Source organism: Roseicella frigidaeris (genome assembly GCF_003258945.1).
GTDB classification, from domain to species: Bacteria; Pseudomonadota; Alphaproteobacteria; order Acetobacterales; family Acetobacteraceae; genus Paracraurococcus; species Paracraurococcus frigidaeris.
Map to the genome: position 1 here is coordinate 93,288 of NZ_QLIX01000009.1, position 15,396 is coordinate 108,683.

The 15,396-nt window shown below is 73.1% G+C and carries 17 protein-coding genes and 1 tRNA gene; 6 read left to right on the forward strand and 12 right to left on the reverse strand.

The window, feature by feature from the left end:
• Positions 1 to 14 precede the first annotated feature (14 nt).
• Both trxB and DOO78_RS13805 read left to right on the forward strand, forming a co-directional pair.
• Positions 15 to 1,037: a thioredoxin-disulfide reductase gene (gene trxB / locus DOO78_RS13800; RefSeq protein ID WP_111470518.1), complete on the forward strand. Its 1,023-nt coding sequence runs from the start codon at positions 15 to 17 to the stop codon at positions 1,035 to 1,037.
• Positions 1,038 to 1,044: 7 nt separating this feature from the next.
• Positions 1,045 to 1,935 (forward strand): LysR family transcriptional regulator, encoded by an 891-nt coding sequence (locus DOO78_RS13805; RefSeq protein WP_111470388.1) that lies wholly within the window; start codon positions 1,045 to 1,047, stop codon positions 1,933 to 1,935.
• Positions 1,936 to 2,427: 492 nt separating this feature from the next.
• Here DOO78_RS13805 and DOO78_RS13810 read toward each other — a convergent pair whose 3' ends face one another.
• Positions 2,428 to 4,107, reverse strand: a complete 1,680-nt coding sequence (locus tag DOO78_RS13810) for a M3 family oligoendopeptidase (RefSeq protein WP_111470389.1) — start codon at positions 4,105 to 4,107, stop codon at positions 2,428 to 2,430.
• Between the two features lie 165 nt (positions 4,108 to 4,272).
• On the opposite strand from DOO78_RS13810, the gene DOO78_RS13815 reads away from it, so the two are divergent.
• Positions 4,273 to 4,348: transfer RNA gene (locus tag DOO78_RS13815), tRNA-Lys, on the forward strand.
• Between the two features lie 200 nt (positions 4,349 to 4,548).
• On the opposite strand, the gene DOO78_RS13820 is transcribed toward DOO78_RS13815, so the two are convergent.
• Both DOO78_RS13820 and DOO78_RS13825 read right to left on the reverse strand, forming a co-directional pair.
• Complete coding sequence (locus DOO78_RS13820) at positions 4,549 to 5,550, reverse strand: Bug family tripartite tricarboxylate transporter substrate binding protein (protein ID WP_165838884.1); 1,002 nt, start codon at positions 5,548 to 5,550, stop codon at positions 4,549 to 4,551.
• An 82-nt stretch (positions 5,551 to 5,632) separates the two neighbouring features.
• Positions 5,633 to 6,205, reverse strand: a complete 573-nt coding sequence (locus DOO78_RS13825) for a nucleoside 2-deoxyribosyltransferase (RefSeq protein WP_111470393.1) — start codon at positions 6,203 to 6,205, stop codon at positions 5,633 to 5,635.
• A gap of 151 nt (positions 6,206 to 6,356) precedes the next feature.
• Here DOO78_RS13825 and DOO78_RS13830 point away from each other — a divergent pair, with 151 nt between their 5' ends.
• Positions 6,357 to 7,454, forward strand: a complete 1,098-nt coding sequence (locus DOO78_RS13830; protein ID WP_165838885.1) for an acyltransferase family protein — start codon at positions 6,357 to 6,359, stop codon at positions 7,452 to 7,454.
• An 86-nt stretch (positions 7,455 to 7,540) separates the two neighbouring features.
• Here DOO78_RS13830 and DOO78_RS13835 read toward each other — a convergent pair whose 3' ends face one another.
• A complete protein-coding gene (locus DOO78_RS13835; RefSeq protein ID WP_111470395.1) occupies positions 7,541 to 8,326 on the reverse strand; it encodes an enoyl-CoA hydratase in 786 nt (261 codons plus the stop codon).
• A 175-nt stretch (positions 8,327 to 8,501) separates the two neighbouring features.
• Between DOO78_RS13835 and DOO78_RS13840 the strand changes: the two genes are divergently transcribed.
• Positions 8,502 to 8,792, forward strand: a complete 291-nt coding sequence (locus DOO78_RS13840; RefSeq protein ID WP_111470397.1) for a hypothetical protein — start codon at positions 8,502 to 8,504, stop codon at positions 8,790 to 8,792.
• A gap of 262 nt (positions 8,793 to 9,054) precedes the next feature.
• On the opposite strand, the gene DOO78_RS13845 is transcribed toward DOO78_RS13840, so the two are convergent.
• From DOO78_RS13845 to pqqA, 6 genes are all read right to left on the reverse strand, one after another.
• The gene (locus tag DOO78_RS13845; protein ID WP_111470398.1) at positions 9,055 to 9,270 is read right to left on the reverse strand and encodes a hypothetical protein; all 216 of its coding nucleotides are present in this window, start codon (positions 9,268 to 9,270) and stop codon (positions 9,055 to 9,057) included.
• 107 nt (positions 9,271 to 9,377) lie between these two features.
• Entirely contained in the window at positions 9,378 to 10,496 is a 1,119-nt protein-coding gene (gene pqqE, locus DOO78_RS13850; protein ID WP_111470399.1) for a pyrroloquinoline quinone biosynthesis protein PqqE, read from the reverse strand.
• Positions 10,497 to 10,524: 28 nt separating this feature from the next.
• The gene (gene pqqD, locus DOO78_RS13855; protein WP_111470400.1) at positions 10,525 to 10,800 is read right to left on the reverse strand and encodes a pyrroloquinoline quinone biosynthesis peptide chaperone PqqD; all 276 of its coding nucleotides are present in this window, start codon (positions 10,798 to 10,800) and stop codon (positions 10,525 to 10,527) included.
• Between the two features lie 10 nt (positions 10,801 to 10,810).
• Complete coding sequence (gene pqqC, locus DOO78_RS13860; RefSeq protein ID WP_165838886.1) at positions 10,811 to 11,557, reverse strand: pyrroloquinoline-quinone synthase PqqC; 747 nt, start codon at positions 11,555 to 11,557, stop codon at positions 10,811 to 10,813.
• Positions 11,554 to 12,489: a pyrroloquinoline quinone biosynthesis protein PqqB gene (pqqB, locus tag DOO78_RS13865; protein WP_111470402.1), complete on the reverse strand. Its 936-nt coding sequence runs from the start codon at positions 12,487 to 12,489 to the stop codon at positions 11,554 to 11,556. The genes pqqC and pqqB overlap by 4 nt, the downstream gene beginning before the upstream one ends.
• 362 nt (positions 12,490 to 12,851) lie before the next feature.
• On the reverse strand, positions 12,852 to 12,944 hold the full coding sequence (gene pqqA, locus DOO78_RS13870; RefSeq protein WP_207802898.1) for a pyrroloquinoline quinone precursor peptide PqqA: 93 nt from the start codon (positions 12,942 to 12,944) through the stop codon (positions 12,852 to 12,854).
• A gap of 318 nt (positions 12,945 to 13,262) precedes the next feature.
• On the opposite strand from pqqA, the gene DOO78_RS13875 reads away from it, so the two are divergent.
• Complete coding sequence (locus DOO78_RS13875; RefSeq protein WP_111470405.1) at positions 13,263 to 14,297, forward strand: aspartate-semialdehyde dehydrogenase; 1,035 nt, start codon at positions 13,263 to 13,265, stop codon at positions 14,295 to 14,297.
• 60 nt (positions 14,298 to 14,357) lie between these two features.
• Here the strand turns inward: DOO78_RS13875 and DOO78_RS13880 are convergent, their stop codons facing one another.
• Both DOO78_RS13880 and DOO78_RS13885 read right to left on the reverse strand, forming a co-directional pair.
• The gene (locus DOO78_RS13880) at positions 14,358 to 14,723 is read right to left on the reverse strand and encodes a response regulator (protein ID WP_165838887.1); all 366 of its coding nucleotides are present in this window, start codon (positions 14,721 to 14,723) and stop codon (positions 14,358 to 14,360) included.
• Positions 14,724 to 14,876: 153 nt separating this feature from the next.
• Entirely contained in the window at positions 14,877 to 15,350 is a 474-nt protein-coding gene (locus DOO78_RS13885) for a surface-adhesin E family protein (protein WP_111470409.1), read from the reverse strand.
• Positions 15,351 to 15,396: the final 46 nt, after the last annotated feature.

Here is a 15,396-nt window from a genome sequence, read left to right on the forward strand (position 1 = left end):
TGGCCGCCCCGCCGATGCCAAATTATGGTCGTTTCGCGCCGACCGTCGGGAATCGCACCTTGCCCAAGACCTATCGCACCCGCCTCCTCATCCTCGGTGCCGGGCCCGCCGGCTACACCGCCGCGATCTATGCCGCCCGCGCCGGGCTGAAGCCGATCCTCGTCGCCGGACTGCAACCCGGCGGGCAGCTCACCATCACCACGGATGTCGAGAATTATCCGGGCTTCGCCGAGCCGATCCAGGGTCCCTGGCTGATGGAGCAGTTCAAGGCCCAGGCCGAGCATTGCGGGACGGAGATCGTGCAGGACGTGATCACCCGCATCGACCTCGCCGACCGCCCCGTCCGCGCCGAGGGCGATTCGGGCGATGCCTATCTGGCGCAGAGCCTGATCATCGCCACCGGCGCGCAGGCCCGCTGGCTCGGCGTGCCGGGCGAGAAGGAGCTCGGCGGCTTCGGCGTCTCCGCCTGCGCCACCTGCGACGGCTTCTTCTTCCGCGGCAGGGACGTCGCCGTGATCGGCGGCGGCAACACCGCGATGGAGGAGGCGCTCTACCTCGCCAACCTGGCGAAGTCCGTCACCCTCATCCACCGGCGCGACGCCTTCCGCGGCGAGCGCATCCTGCAGGAGCGGGTGCGGGCCAAGCCGAACATCACGGTGGTCTGGGACACGGTGGTGGAGGCGATGCTGGCGGGCGAGGGCCGCTTCCCGGCGCTGCGCGCGCTCCGCACCCGCAACCTGAGGAGCGGGGCGGTCGAGGACCGGGCCTTCGACGGCGTCTTCGTCGCCATCGGCCACGACCCGGCGACGGCCCTCTTCCGCGGCCAGATCGGGATGGATGCCGAGGGGTATATCCTCACCGAGCCGGGCAGCACCCGCACCTCCCTCCCCGGCATCTTCGCCGCCGGCGACGTGCAGGACCGGATCTACCGCCAGGCCGTCACCGCCGCCGGCACCGGCTGCATGGCGGCGCTGGAGGCGGAGAAGTGGCTGGCGCACCTGCCGGACTCGGTGCCCGCCCTGGAAGCCTGGACCTGACACGCCGATGCCGCTCGATTGGGACAAGCTGCGTGTCTTCCACGCGGTCGCCGAAGCCGGCTCCTTCACCCATGCGGGGGAGACGCTGAACCTCAGCCAATCCGCCGTCTCCCGCCAGATCCAGGCGCTGGAGGAGGCGCTGCAGGTGCCGCTCTTCCACCGGCATGCCCGCGGCCTGATCCTGACCGAGCCGGGAGAGACGCTGAACCGGACGGTGCGGGAGGTCTTCGCCAAGCTGGCGATGACCGAGGCGCTGCTGACCGAGAGCCGCGAGCGGCCCGCCGGGCGGCTGAAGGTGACCAGCACCACCGGCTTCGGCAGCACTTGGCTGGCGCCGCGGCTGGCGCGCTTCCTGCAGCTCTATCCCGAGGTCAGCGTCACCCTGCTGATGGATGACAGCGACCTCGACCTGGCGATGCGCGAGGCGGATGTCGCCATCCGCATGCATCCGCCCCGCCAGCCGGACCTGATCCAGCGGCACCTGGCGAGCTTCGGCTGGCGGGTCTGCGGCGCCCCCTCCTACCTGAAGCAGGCCGGCATGCCGCAGCGGGCCGAGGATCTCGATGCCCACCGCCTCGTCGTCTGGGGCGACCACCGGCCGCCGATCGACGAGGTGAACTGGCTGAGCGAGGCCGGCCGCCGCCCCGGCGCGCCGCGGCGCGCCGCCGTCGAGGTGAACAGCCTCACCGGGATGCTGCGGGCGGTGCAGAGCGGCCTCGGCCTCGCTGCCCTGCCGGACTACATGGGCAGCGAGTTGGACGGGCTGCTGCAGGTGCTGCCCGAGCTGAAGGCGCCGCGGTTGGATGCCTATTTCGTCTACCCCGAGGAGATGCGCCACTCCAAGCGCGTCTCTGTCTTCCGCGATTTTCTCATCTCGGAATTGGCCACGCACGGTTGATATGCCATTTTCGCATGGGTGGTGGCAGCATTGACCGGACCTGCATGGCAACGAGCGCGCTAGGCTCCCGGATGTCCGACCTACCCGGTCGGGCAGGGTAACTCGGGGCCTGCCCCGAACCCCTTCGTCTCCCAGACGTGAAGCCTCCCTGTTGACTTCGGGCGCCTTCCCCCAAGGGTTGGCGCCCGCCTTTTTTTGCGCCCCGTCTTCACGCCCGCCGCCATTCGTCGCGCTGCCGTGATCGATGGCTTGACGTATCGCAAGGCAGGCCGCTCGCGCGCCCGGGATCCTGGTCCATCCAGGGAGGGTCCCCGCCATGCGCCTGCAGCGACTCCGCGACTTCATCCGCCAGCACGTCGTCGCGCCCGTCCCGGACGCCATGAACATGTGCCTGAGCTGCAGCCAGGTGGACTGCTCGGCCGAGGAATACGCCGCCTGCGGCCCGCGCAAGGCGCGGGCCGAGCGCCTGCGCCAGGCGCGGGAGGCGGCGGCTCAGGCGCCGAGCACCGCCTCCGCCTCCGCCACCACGTCGCGCAGCGCCCCCGGCACGAAGGGCGAGGCGAGCCCGGCCGAGGCGACGAGCGTGGTGAAGGGCGCCGAGCCGCCGCGGCCGCAGAGCGCGATGTAGTCGGCGAGCGCCCCCCGGGGATCGCGCCGCGCCCGCGTCCAGAATTGCAGGGCGCAGCACAGGGCCAGGGTGTAGTCGATGTAGTAGAAGGGCGAGCGGTAGATATGCGGCTTCGCCTGCCAGCGCCCGCCCTTCGCGGGATGGGCGAGGTCGCCGTAATCCGTCCAGGGCATGTAGCGGCGCTCCAGCCGCTGCCAGATCGCATGCCGCTCCGCCGGCGTCGCCTCGGGATGCGCATAGACCTCGTGCTGGAAGTGGTCGACGCAGACGCCATAAGGCAGGAAGGCGAGCGAGACCTCGAGATGCATGCGGCGGAACCGCTCGGCCTCCGCCTCGCCGACCAGCAGGCCGATCTCGGGATGCGTCAGGAACTCCAGTGACATGGAATGGATCTCGGCCGCCTCCATGGTCGGCCGGAGATAGTCGATCCCCGGCAGGCCGCGGCTTTCCCAGTTCTGGAAGGCGTGCCCCATCTCATGCGTGAAGACGCCGATATCGTGATGGGTGCCGTTGAAATTGGCGAAGATGAAGGGCGCCCCGACGCTCGGGAAGCTGGTGCAGAAGCCGCCGCCCGCCTTGCCCGGACGGTTGCGCAGATCGGTGAAGCCGCCGGCATGGAGCTGCCGCCAGAAATCGCCGAGCCGCGGATCCATGCGGTCGAACATGCTCTGCGCCCGGGCGCAGAGCATGTCGTGGTCGCCGACCGGGCCGGGATTGCCGCGCGGATCGACCAGCGCCTCGTCCCAGAAGCGCAGCCGGTCCCAGCCCTGCCCCTGGCGGCGGCGCTCCAGCAGCCGGGCGACCAGCGGCACGACATGCGCGGCGACCTCGTCGCGGTAGCGGGCGACATCGGCGGCGTCGTAATCGGTGCGGCGCATGCGCCGGTAGCCGAGCGGGATGTAATTCTCGTAGCCGAGCTTCCGCGCCATGCCGTGCCGCAGGCGGACGAGGTCGTCGTAGAAGCCGTCGAGCGCCTCGCCCTGCGCCGCAAAGAAGCCCCAGCGGAGCGCCTCCGCCTGGTGCCGCGTGGCGCGGTCGGGCGCCTCGGCATAGGGGGCGAGGCCGGAGAGGTTCACCTCCGTGCCGCCGATCGGAAGCCTGGCGCTGGCCAGCAGCTCGGTATAGCGGGCGCCGAGGCGGGACTCCTCCTCGAGGTCGTCGGCGATCGCGGGCTCGAAGGTGGTGACGTCCATCTCCCAAAGCCGGAGCGCGAAGCCGCCCGCCGCCGCCTCCAGCGCCGCGCGGTCCGGCCAGGCGAGCAGGCGCCGCTTCAGCGCCGTGTCATGCGCCTCCGCGACCGGGGCCAGGGCATCGGCATATTCGCGCGCCGCCTTCGCCGCCGCATCCGTCGTGTCCTGGGCGAAGCGCAGATGCGCCAGCGAGGACCAGCTCTCGTGGTCGCGGCGAAGCCGGTCCCAGGCGGCGAGCGCCGGGACGAGCGCGCCGGAATCGAGATGCGCGGCGATGCCGGCATGCGCCTCCGCCAGGCTTTCGCGCGTCGGGCGTGGGAAGGACAGCCCGGAGAATTTCGGGATCGCGTTCATGCCGCCGCCATTGCCTCCACCGTCCAGGGATCGGACGTAGCACGGCGCGGTCCGTCCTGCCGAGGCGCCGCATCCCGCGTGTCGACGATGGCACTTTGGGGGGTGGACAAAGCGTCAGCGAACGCTAAAACCCCCCTCCCGGACGCGGCCCTGGCCGACGCCCGCGGGCGCATAGCTCAGTTGGTAGAGCAGCTGACTCTTAATCAGCGGGTCCAAGGTTCGAGTCCTTGTGCGCCCACCACCCTTTCCCCGATCCGACGCCTGGCCGCCCGGATCGACCAATCCCCCGACCGCGTCATCCCGGCCGCTCCCGCTCGAACCCGCGGCGCCGCGCGACGTTCTGTCCACGGATCGGAGACAGCCACATCCGATCCCTGCGATCACTGATCCCCTCAGGGTGCCCGATCCGTTCGGGCACCCTTTTTCTTGCGGGCCAGGCCGCTACTCGGCGCGGATGCCCTCCTCGCGGATGAAGGCGCCAAGACGCCGGCGCTCGGCGGCGAGGAAGCCGGCGAAGGCCTCCGGCCCCTCCCCGACCGGCTCGGCACCGAGCAGGGTCAGGCGCTGCCGCACCTCCTCCTGCCGCAGCGCCGTCGCCGCCGCCGCCGCCATGGTCCCGATCATGCCGCCCGGCGTCCCGGCCGGGGCGAGCAGCCCGTGCCAGTCGGCGATGGCGAAGCCCGGGAAGCCCTGCTCGGCCACCGGCACCGTTTCGGGGAAGGCCGGCGTCCGCCGCGCCGTGGAGATCCCGAGCACGCGCAGCTGGCCGTCGCGGATCAGCGGCGCCGGCGTCGGGATGGTCGAGAAGGTGAAGAGCGTTTCGCCCGTCAGCACCGACTGGATCTGCTGCGCCCCGCCGCGATAGGGCACATGCGTCGCCGCCAGCCCGGCCCGCTTGAGCAGCAGGGCCGAGGCGAGATGCGAGCCGGTGCCGATGCCGCTGCTGCCATAGCTCTCCAGCCCGGGACGGGCCTTGAGATGCGCCAGCAGCGCCTCGAGGCTCCGGATGGGCGCCTCGCTGCGGACCAGCAGCAGCGCCGGCAGGAGGGTGAGCTGCGTCACCGGTGCGAAGGCGGTGGCGTAGTCGAAGCCGAGGCCGGTCATCAGGGCCTGGTTCACCGCTTGGCCGGAGGCGTCGATCAACCAGGTGTAGCCATCCGGCGCGGCCTGGACGACGACGCCGGAGCCGACCGCGCCGGTCGCGCCGCCGCGGTTCTCGATGACGATCGGCTGGCGCAGCAGCGGCTGCATCGGCGCGGTGACGAGCCGCGCCGCCGTATCGGTGCTGCCGCCCGGCGGCCAGGCGACGACGACGCGGAGCGGACGGCTCGGCCAGACCTCCTGGGCCCGGGCCCGGCTGGGCAAGACGAGGGCGGGCAAGGCCAGGGCGGGCAGGGCGAGGGCCGGAAGAACGAGGGCCGGCAGGGCCCGGCGACGCGGCATCCTCATGGCGTATCCTCCGATCGTTCCCGCCCTCATGCCGCGAAACACCGGCGGTCGGAAGCCGGAACCGGCCGGCCCGCCCTCAGGCGGAGGCGCCGAGCACCCGCGCCGCCTCGGCCACGCAGCGGGTGAAGGCGGTCAGGTCGTGCCAGCGCCGGTCGGGCGGAACCGCCTCGACCTCGAAGCGGCCGCCGGAGGCGACGATGCCGCCCTCGAGCATCAGGTTGTCGTGGCGGTCGAACTCCTCCACCGCCATGCCCTCGGCATCCTCCCAGGCGCCGTCCGCCCGGCGCCGCGCCGCCGGGCCGAGCGCCGCCAGGCTCCGCGCCCCGAAGCGCCGCGCCACATGCGTGTAGCCGAAGACCGGCCGGCCGAGGGCGCGCATGAAGCCGAGCTCGTAGACCGTGCCGACATCGGCCGAGGGGCCGCGGAAGGGCGTGAGGTTGGCGATCAGCGCGTCGCAGCTGCGGATATGCGCCTCGTTCGCCTGGGAGATGCGCAGCCAGTCCGGCCAGGCCGCATCGGGCGCCTGCGGCGGCGGGTCGAGCGGGAAGACGCCGGTCAGGCCATGCGCGGCGCAGAGGCCGCGCTTCGCGGCCGCCAGGGCCTCGACATCGGCCAGGAAAACCTCCGGCCCCGCCAGATAGATTCGCATCGAGCCATGCTGCCTGCGAAGCGGCGTTGGCGGAATCGGGAGGATGCGCCGCGGCCATCACGGCATCGCCATGCCGCTCCGGGCCGCTGGCGCCGGTCGTTCCCAGCGGGGCGCCACCTGCTCTATAGGCGGTCGCCGGAGAGGGGACGGCATGGCGCAGGACAGACAGGGGTTGCTGCCGGGGCTGCATGGGCTCCGCGCCATGGCCGCCATGATGGTCCTGCTGTTTCACCTGCACGCGATCCCGCATCTCGCGGTGCCGGCCGCCCTGCCCTGGATCGCCAGCCATTTCGGCTTGGGCGTGCATCTCTTCTTCGCGCTCTCGGCCTTCTCGCTCGCCTGGGCCAACCCGCAGGCGGCGCGGCAGCCGGGGCCCTATCTCGTCAAGCGGGTCTTCCGGATCGCGCCGCTCTACTGGCTGATGACGCTGCTGATCCTCGGGATCGGCGCCTGGCCGGGCCTAGCGCGGGTGGCGGCCGAGTTCGCCTTCGTCTTCAACTTCGTCCCGGGCTGGCAGGGCGGGCTGGTGCCGGCGGGCTGGACGGTCGGGGTGGAGATGCCCTTCTACCTGCTCCTGCCGCTGCTGCTGCGCCTGCGCAGCGTCGCCGGGATGGCCGGCGCCACCCTGCTGGCCACGCTGATCTCCTGGGCGGCGCGCCTCTGGCTGGAAGCCGCGATGCCGGGCAGCGACTATCCGCAGACCGCGCTCGTCACCAACCTCTTCGCCTTCGTCCTCGCCCTGCTCGCCTTCCGCCTCTTCGAGCGCGTCCGCGGCTCGGCCCGGGAGGGGATGGCCGCGGGGCTGGCCGCCGGGCTGGCCCTCGGCCTCGGGGCCTATCTGCTCTCGCCGCTCGCCGCGCCCCTGGCAGGGCCCGGCAATCCGGACCTGCTGCTCTTCGGCGTGGTCTTCGCGGCGCTCTGCCTGTGGCAGGCGCTGCGGCCCTCCTGGCTGCTGCGCTGCCGCGCCGCCCTCTGGCTGGGCGAGCGCAGCTACAGCATCTACCTCTTCCACTTCCTGCTGATCCTGGCCCTGCGCCCGGCCTATGCCCGGATCGTCGGGACCTTCGGCCAGGGCGGGGCGGCCTATCTCGCGGCCCTGGCCATCACCCTGCCGCCGCTGCTGGTCCTCGCCGCCCTCGGCTACCGGCTGGTGGAGCGGCCGGGCATGGCGCTCGGGCGGCGGCTGATCGCCTGGCGCGCCGCCCGCCGGCCGGCGCCCCTCGGGCCCGGCCTCCGCCCTGGACCATGATCCGCCCGCAGAGGGTCGCGGATTGGCGTCCCGGCCATTCGACCGCCTGATTCACGCTCGGCCGGCGCCGGGCCGGCCGGGCCGCGTCAGCCTTCCGGCCTCCGGCGCTGCCGGAAGGCGCCCAGCATCCGGCGCGGCTCCTCGCTCTCCCAGGAGGCCGCGAAGGCCGGGATGCCGGCGGCGATCGCCTCGCGCATCGGCAGGTCCTCCCATTGCCGGATCAGCCGCTTCTGCCGCCGCAGCGCCTGCCGCCCGGCGGCGCCGAGATGGCCGAGCCATTCCGCCAACGCCGCGTCCAGCCCCTCCGCCGGCACCACCGCCTCGACCAGCCCCCAGGCGAGCGCCTCGGCGGCGCCGATCGTCTCGGCCAGCAGCAGCAGGCGGCGGGTACGGCCCCAGCCGATCAGCCCCGGCAGCAGCGCCGCCTCCACCACCGAGGGGATGCCGACCCGCACCTCGGGCATGCCGAATTGCGCATGCTCGGCGGCGATCCGCAGGTCGCAGGCCGCGGCGAGCTCCAGCCCCGCCCCCAGCGTCCAGCCGTTGAGCCGGCCGATCACCGGCACCGGACAGTCCCGGACGGCGCGGCAGCAGCCATGCACCAGGGTGATGAAGTCGCGCGCCGCGGCGCCATCGGCGAGGCCGGCCATGACGGTGATGTCCGCGCCGCCGACGAAGGCCTTCCCGCCCGCCCCGGTCAGCACCGCGGCCTGCAGCCCGTCATCCGCCGAGAGCCGCTCCATGGCGGCGATGAAGGCCTGCATCAGCGGCGGATTCAGGGTGTTGAGCTTCGCCTCGTGCGCGATGGTCACGACGGCGACGCGGCCGGTCGCCGGCGCCTCGCGGATGTCGACGCGGATATCCCCCGGCATATGGCCCTCCCCCTTTGCACCGGCCGCTGTAGAGCAGATCGACGCCGGGGCGGGAAGCCGGCGGCCGGTCGATCCGGACGCATCACGTTCCGCCCAGCCCCGCCGGCGTGAATGGACGGCGGCACGGCGCCAGGACGAGGCTGCCGCGAGGCAGGATCGAGGCGCGGGAGGCTGGATGGGAGGCGACGCAACCGCCGCGGGGCAGCCCGCGGCCCAAGGGGTCCAGGCCCCGTCCCTGCCCGACGAGGCGGCGCTCGCGGCGCACCTCGCGCATCGCCGGCGGCGCGCCTTCGATGCAGGGCTTTCCGCTGCCTGCTACTCGCAGGGCGTCAGGCTCGGCCTGATCGGCACGGCCCTGCCGCCCTGGCTGCCGACCGCGCCGCCCTGGGCGCGGCAGGCGATGCGGGCCGGCCATGCCAGCGGCCTCGCCATCGCCGGCGAGGGCGAGGCCCGCCCCGGCCGCTAGAGCAGGTCCCGATCAGGCGGACTCGCCTGATCGGGTGAAGGTGCTCTGAATACAGGAACCTAGGGCGCTTCCCGTGAACGCCGGTTCGCGGGAAGCGCCCCAGGCCATGATCCGTTCAGTCGGGTTCGCGGACCATGGTCCAGTCGGAACCGTCGCCCGTTGCCCTGCCGCGGCTTCGCCGCGGCAGGCTGTGACGCCCCCCTGGGCAGGAGGGGACTCCCTGGGGTCCCCGCAACGCCGCGACGCGGTTTCGGGGGGAGTCCTAAATCGGGTTCATCGGCTGCAGCGCCTCACCCTCGTCGGGCAGGTCCGGCAGCGTGTCCTCGGGCTCGTCGCGCCAGCCGGAGCGCCGCCCCATCGCCTTGCGCGCCAGCATCGCGCCGCCGACGATACCGGCGCCGACGCCGATGCCGGCCAGGAAGGGCCCGATGCCGGCGAGCACCGCCATGCCGCCCATGGCCGTGCCGGCCACGGTCATCGGTCCTGGGAGACCAAGGGGATTGCAACGCGGCAGGAACATGGGACGGCCTTCTCCTGATCGATCGGATGCATAGTGGCGTGCCGGACCGGCACCGCAACCCGTGCTCAGCCCGGGACCTTCTGCGGTTCGCGGTATGTGAACTCGAACCCCGCCTCGACCGCGGCCTCCACCGCGAGGGAGAGCACGCCGTGATGCGGCGAGAGGGCGCAGGCGGGGTCGGTCGCCGCGGCATCGCCGGCGAGCGCGAAGGCCTGGCAGCGGCAGCCGCCCCAGTCGATCTCGGCCCGCTCGCAGCCGCGGCAGGGCGCCGGCATCCAGCCCGTGCCGCGGAAGCGGTTGAAGGCCTCCGATGCCTCCCACGCCCATCGCAGCGAGACCTGCCGCACATTCGGGAAGTCGAAGCCCGGCAGGCTCTCCGCGGCATGGCAGGGCAGCACCCGCCCGGCCGGCGAGACGGCGAGGAATTGCCGCCCCCAGCCGCCCATGCAGGATTTCGGCCGCTTGGCGTAGTAGTCCGGCACGACGTAGTCGATGACCAGCCGCCCCTTCAACGCGCGCCGCGCCGCCTCCACCGTCGCCGTCGCCGCCTCGAGCTGCGCCCGGGTCGGCAGCAGCGCGTCGCGGTTGGCGAGCGCCCAGCCGTAATACTGCACATGCGCCACCTCCAGCCGGCCGGCGCCGAGCTCGAGCGCCAGCGCGACGAGCTGCGGCAGGCGATCGAGGTTCTGCCGGTGCACCACGGCGTTCAGCGTCAGCGGCAGGCCGGAGGCCTGCACCAGCCGGGCGAATTCCAGCTTCTTCGCATGGCCGCCGCGATAGCCGCCGATGCGGTCGGCCGAGGCGGGCTCGGCATCCTGCACCGAGAGCTGCACGTGATCGAGCCCGGCCTCGGCCAGCGCCTGCAGCTTGGCGCCGCCGGTCAGCACGCCCGAGGTGATGAGGTTGGTGTAGAGCCCGGCCTCGCTCGCCGCCCGCACCAGGTCGAGGATGTCGCGCCGCGCGGTCGGCTCGCCGCCCGAGAGATGCACCTGCAGGCAGCCGAGCGCCGCCGCCTCCTGGAAGACGCGGGCCCAGATGGCGGTGTCGAGCTCCTCGCCCGGCCGGGTGAGCGCGGTCGGGTTCGAGCAATAGGGGCAGCGCAGCGGGCAGCGATGCGTCAGCTCGGCCAGCAGCGCCAAGGGAGCGGCGGGGGAAGCGGCGGGCGGGACGGCGGGAGCGGTCATGCTGCCCCTCCATATGGGGACGCGCCCCTCATGTGGCGACCACGCCCTTCGCGGCGAGATCCTCCAGCATGGCGAGGACGTCGCCGAGGATCTCCGCCCGCGGCGCGGCGAAGCGGGTGGCGAGGTCGTCGACGATGGCATCGACGGGGCGGGCGCCATCCACCAGCCGCAGCACCTCGAGCGCGATCTCGTCGGGCACGAACATCCGCTCCGGCCCCAGCACCACCCATTGGCCGCGCGCCTTGTCCTCGCGCAGCTTCATGCCGCGGCCGAGCCGCGGCACGCTGGCGCCCGAGAGGGTCATGCCCGGCCGCTCACGCCGCCGCTTCCCCGGGGCGCCAGGCGCCGGGCGGGATGTGGCCCGGCTCGACATAGGCATGGTGCAGCGCATCGAGCTGCGCCCAGAGCAGGTCGCATTTGAAGCGCAGCGCCGCCATCACCTGCTCCTGCTGCTCGCGCGTGCGGGCATGTTGCTTCACATAGGCCAGGGCGAAGGCGACGTCCTGCGGCGCCTGGGTGAGGCGCGGGGTGAAATAGGCGAGGGTCTCCTCGGAGACGAAGTCGTAGTTGCGCAGCATGCCGGAGACCCGCTGCGAGATGATGTCGGGGGAGAACATCTCGGTCAGCGAGGAGGCGACGGCCTCGAGCAGGCTGCGCTCCTTGACGAACTGCACATAGGCATCGACGGCATAGCGGGTGCCCGGCAGCAGCCCGGCGAGCGAGGTGACGTAGCCGCGCTCGAGGCCGAGCCCGTCGGTCAGCTTCAGCCAGCGCTCGACGCCGCCCGGCTTCACCCCGTCGCCGTCGTGGTCGACGATGCGGCGGCGCCATTCGCGCCGCAGCTCGGGCGTCGGCAGGCGGCCGAGCACGGCCGCGTCCTTCGCCGGGATGCTCGCCTGGTAGTAGTAGCGGTTGAGCGCCCAGGCCTGCACCTGCGGCTTGCTCAGCTTGCCGCCATGCAGCAGGTGATGGAAGGGGTGGTGGACATGGTAGCGCTCCGCCCCGATGGCGCGGAGCCGCCGCTCCAGCTCCTCTGGCGGCAGCAGATCCGTCTCGCTCACAGCGTCACCTCCATGCCGTCTTCCGCGACCTCCCAGCCCGCCGCCACGGCCGCGGCGCGCTCCGGACTGTCTGCCAGCAGGACGGGATTGGTGTTGTTGATATGGATCAGGATGCGCCGCCGCACGCCGAGCCGGGCGAAGGCGGCGATCACGCCGTCCGGCCCGTCGATGCTCATATGACCCATGCGGGCGCCGGTCTTCGGCCCGGCGCCGGCGCGCAGCATCTCGTCGTCGCGCCAGAGCGTGCCGTCGAAGAAGACGCAGTCCGCGCCCTCCAGCCGCGCCGCCAGCGCCGGCGGCAGGGCGGCGCAGCCGGGGATGAAGAACAGCGCCCGGCTGCCGGCCGCGATCCGGAGCCCGATGGTCTCGCCCGCCTCCGCCCGGCCGGGATCGGCGCCCGAGGCATCCTCGAGAAAGAGCGGCACCTTGCCCGGCACGGCGAAGGCCTCGACGGTGAGGCCGAGCGGCGCGCCGGCCGCGTCCCGCAGCGGCAGCGGCGCATCGAGCGGCAGGGCGCGGCGCGGCACGATGGCGGGGTTCACCGCCTGGAAGATCGGGTTGGCGGCCAGCACGTCGAGCGCCTGCGGCGCGCCATAGAGGGCGAAGGCGTGCCGCTCGCGCAGGGTCAGCAGCCCGGCGATGGTGTCCACCTCCGCCCCCGTCAGCACCACCGCGGCGATCGGCGAATGCCGGATCGCGCCCGGCGCGGGGCGCGGATGCAGGGCCGGGGTGGCGAGGATCTGCTGGCGGAGATCGGGCGAGGCGTTGAGCAGCACCCAGCGCTCGCCATCGGCGGAGACGGCGAGCGAGGCCTGCGAGCGGGCCGGCGCCGCGGGATCGCCGGCCAGCGCCCGGCGGCAGCCGGGCCCGGCCGAGTTCCATTGCGGGAAGCCGCCGCCGGCGGCGGCGCCGAGGACGATGGCGCGCAGCATGGCGGCCGCTCAGCCGGCCGGCGCGATGGGCGTGATGGGACGGGTCATTCTGGACGTTCTCCCTGGACCTTCCCGGCCTGGCCTGCTGGCCCGCCCGGCGCTCCGCCCCCCTCCTCCCGGGGGCGACCTCCTGCCCTCGACCGCGCCGTCCTCACCCCCGGGCCGCCGCCCAAGAAAAAGGCCCCGCACATGGGGTGCGAGGCCTGGATTGGCCATTCATCGGCAGATCCTTGCGGGCCGCCTGCCAAGCACGTCTGGCAAATCCCCCTCCGCAGGCGTACCAGGGCCCCTGGGTCGAACCCGGGGCCTGGCGGCATCCGCGGCGGCCGAGGCGTCAGGCCAGCCGGAGGCCGGCCCGGGCTTCAGCCGATTTCGGCGCAGGCGTAGCTGTTGATCTCGAGCGCGAGGGAGACCTCGGTCACGCGGGGCTTCTTCCAGGCCATGATTTCCTCCATCGAGGCGGTGATCGCCTGCCCGTATTGTGGGCAAGTGCCCAGGCCAGATCAAGTGATGTCGCGGCCAGGGAGGGCGGCGGAGGCGACGGGGCGCGCGGCCGGCCTCGCGGCACGATCGGCAACGACTTGAAATTGCGGGTCGAAAGGCAATCCTCTGCGAAGGGTTAAATGTATACCATGCGCGCCGCGCCGGGACCGCCCTGGAAGCGGTCCGGCGGCGGCGCGTGGAGGCCCCCCTGCGGCGCCCGGCGCCGGGGCCGGCCAGGCCCGGCCGGAGCGCCATCCGCCCCCCACATCATCTTTGGCAGGAGTCACCACATGAGCTACCGGGTTGCGGTCGTCGGCGCCACCGGCGCGGTGGGGCGCGAGATCCTGAAGACCCTCGCCGAGCGGGACTTCCCGGTGCGCGAGGTGATCGCCCTCGCCTCCGGCCGTTCCACCGGGCTCGAGGTCTCCTTCGGCGAGAAGGCGGTGCTGAAGGTCCAGGCGCTCGAACGCTTCGACTTCAAGGGCACGGAGATCGCGCTCTTCTCGCCCGGCGCCAGCGTCTCGGCGGTGCATGCGCCGCGCGCCGCCGCGGCCGGCTGCGTCGTCATCGACAACACCAGCCAGTTCCGCATGGAGCCGGAGGTGCCGCTGGTGGTGCCCGAGGTCAACCCGAAGGCGCTGAAGGGCTTCGCGCGGCGGAACATCATCGCCAACCCGAATTGCTCGACCATCCAGATGGTGGTCGCGCTCAAGCCGCTGCACGACATCGCCCGCATCCGCCGCGTGGTCGTCGCCACCTACCAGTCCGTCTCCGGCGCGGGGAAGGAGGCGATGGACGAGCTCTTCAACCAGACCCGCGCCGTCTACGTGAACGACCCGACGGTGCCCGAGCAGTTCAGCAAGCCCATCGCCTTCAACTGCATCCCGCAGATCGACCGCTTCATGGAGGAGGGCGAGACCAAGGAGGAGTGGAAGATGGCGGTGGAGACGCGGAAGATCCTCGACCCGGACATCGCCGTCCTCGCCACCTGCGTGCGCGTGCCGGTCTTCATCGGCCATGCCGAGGCGGTGCATGTCGAGTTCGAGGGGCCGATCGACGAGGAACAGGCGGCCGAGGCGCTGCGCGAGGCGCCGGGGGTGCAGCTCGTCGACAAGCGCGAGGATGGCGGCTACGTCACCCAGGTCGACGCCGCCGGCGAGGATGCGGTCTTCGTCAGCCGACTGCGCCGCGACCCGACGGTGCCGCACGGCCTCGCCTTCTGGTGCGTCTCCGACAACCTGCGCAAGGGCGCGGCGCTGAACGCGGTGCAGATCGCCGAGGCCCTGCATGCCGAGGGGCTGATCCGGCCGCGCCGGGGAGGCTGACCGCCCAGGCCGCCTCCGGCCCACCGGGGCGGGCGGATCGCGGTCCAGCCGCGGGCAGCGTCAGGGGGCGCGCGCGGCCCCCGCCTCGCGGATCATGCTGGCCAGCCGGTCGGGCGCGAAGGGCTTCTGCAGGAAATGCTCGCGCCGCCCGCCGGCCCATCGCGCCGGCTCCGGCGCGCTGCCGCTGATCAGGATCACCTCGACATCCGGATGCCGCGCCCGCGCCATCTCGGCGAGGTCGAAGCCGTTCAGCCCGGCGCCGAGATTGACGTCGGCGACCAGCACGTCCGGCACCTGCCCGGCGCCGAGCAGGATCAGCGCATCCTCGGCATTGGCCAGCCCGTCCACCTCGAAGCCGTCGCCGTCCAGCGTCTCGGACAGCATGTTGCGCACCAGCGCGTCGTCCTCGATCAGCAAGACCCGCATCGGTCCTCCTTCCCGGCGACCGGGCCGCGCGCGGCATCGCGCCGGCCGGCCCGTCAGCCCCTGTCGCCGGGGCAACGCATCAGGCGGCGGTTGGATCGCCCTGGCCATGGATCATTCCGCCCGGCCCCGGCCCCCGATCCCCCGCCGCGGCGGTCACAGCCCGCAGGCCGCCTCCAGGAAGACGGCGATGAGGGTGCCCTGCCGCACCCCGCGCTCGCCGGGGTCGCGCGGCCGCTCCTCGAGCTCGAGCCCCTCAGCATCGGCGTTGCGGTACCAATTGCCCTCGATCGGGTTCCAGCTCTGCTCGGCGCAGCGGTAATCGGCGAGGAAGGCGACGCTGCGGGCCTGGCCGCCGGTCTCGGGCAGGCGGATCGGCGTCGCCAGGTTCAGCACGATCCAGACCCGCCGCAGCCCCTCCTGCCAATGCGCCACCTCGGAGGCGGCGAAGGCGGCGGCGATCCCGCCGCGGCGGTCGAGCGGGATCGGCTGCCAGGCCGCGCGCGGCGCCAGGGTGAGCGCGGGCGGCGCGGGCGGCGGCGGGGCGGCGGGCGGCGGCGGCACGCATCCGGGCAGGAGCAGCAGGACGAGCAGGCCGAGGCAGGACGGGGTCAGGCCGGGTGGACGCATGCCAGGGGCTCCGGAGGCGGCGGCGCGCCCGGCCGCGACCTGCCGC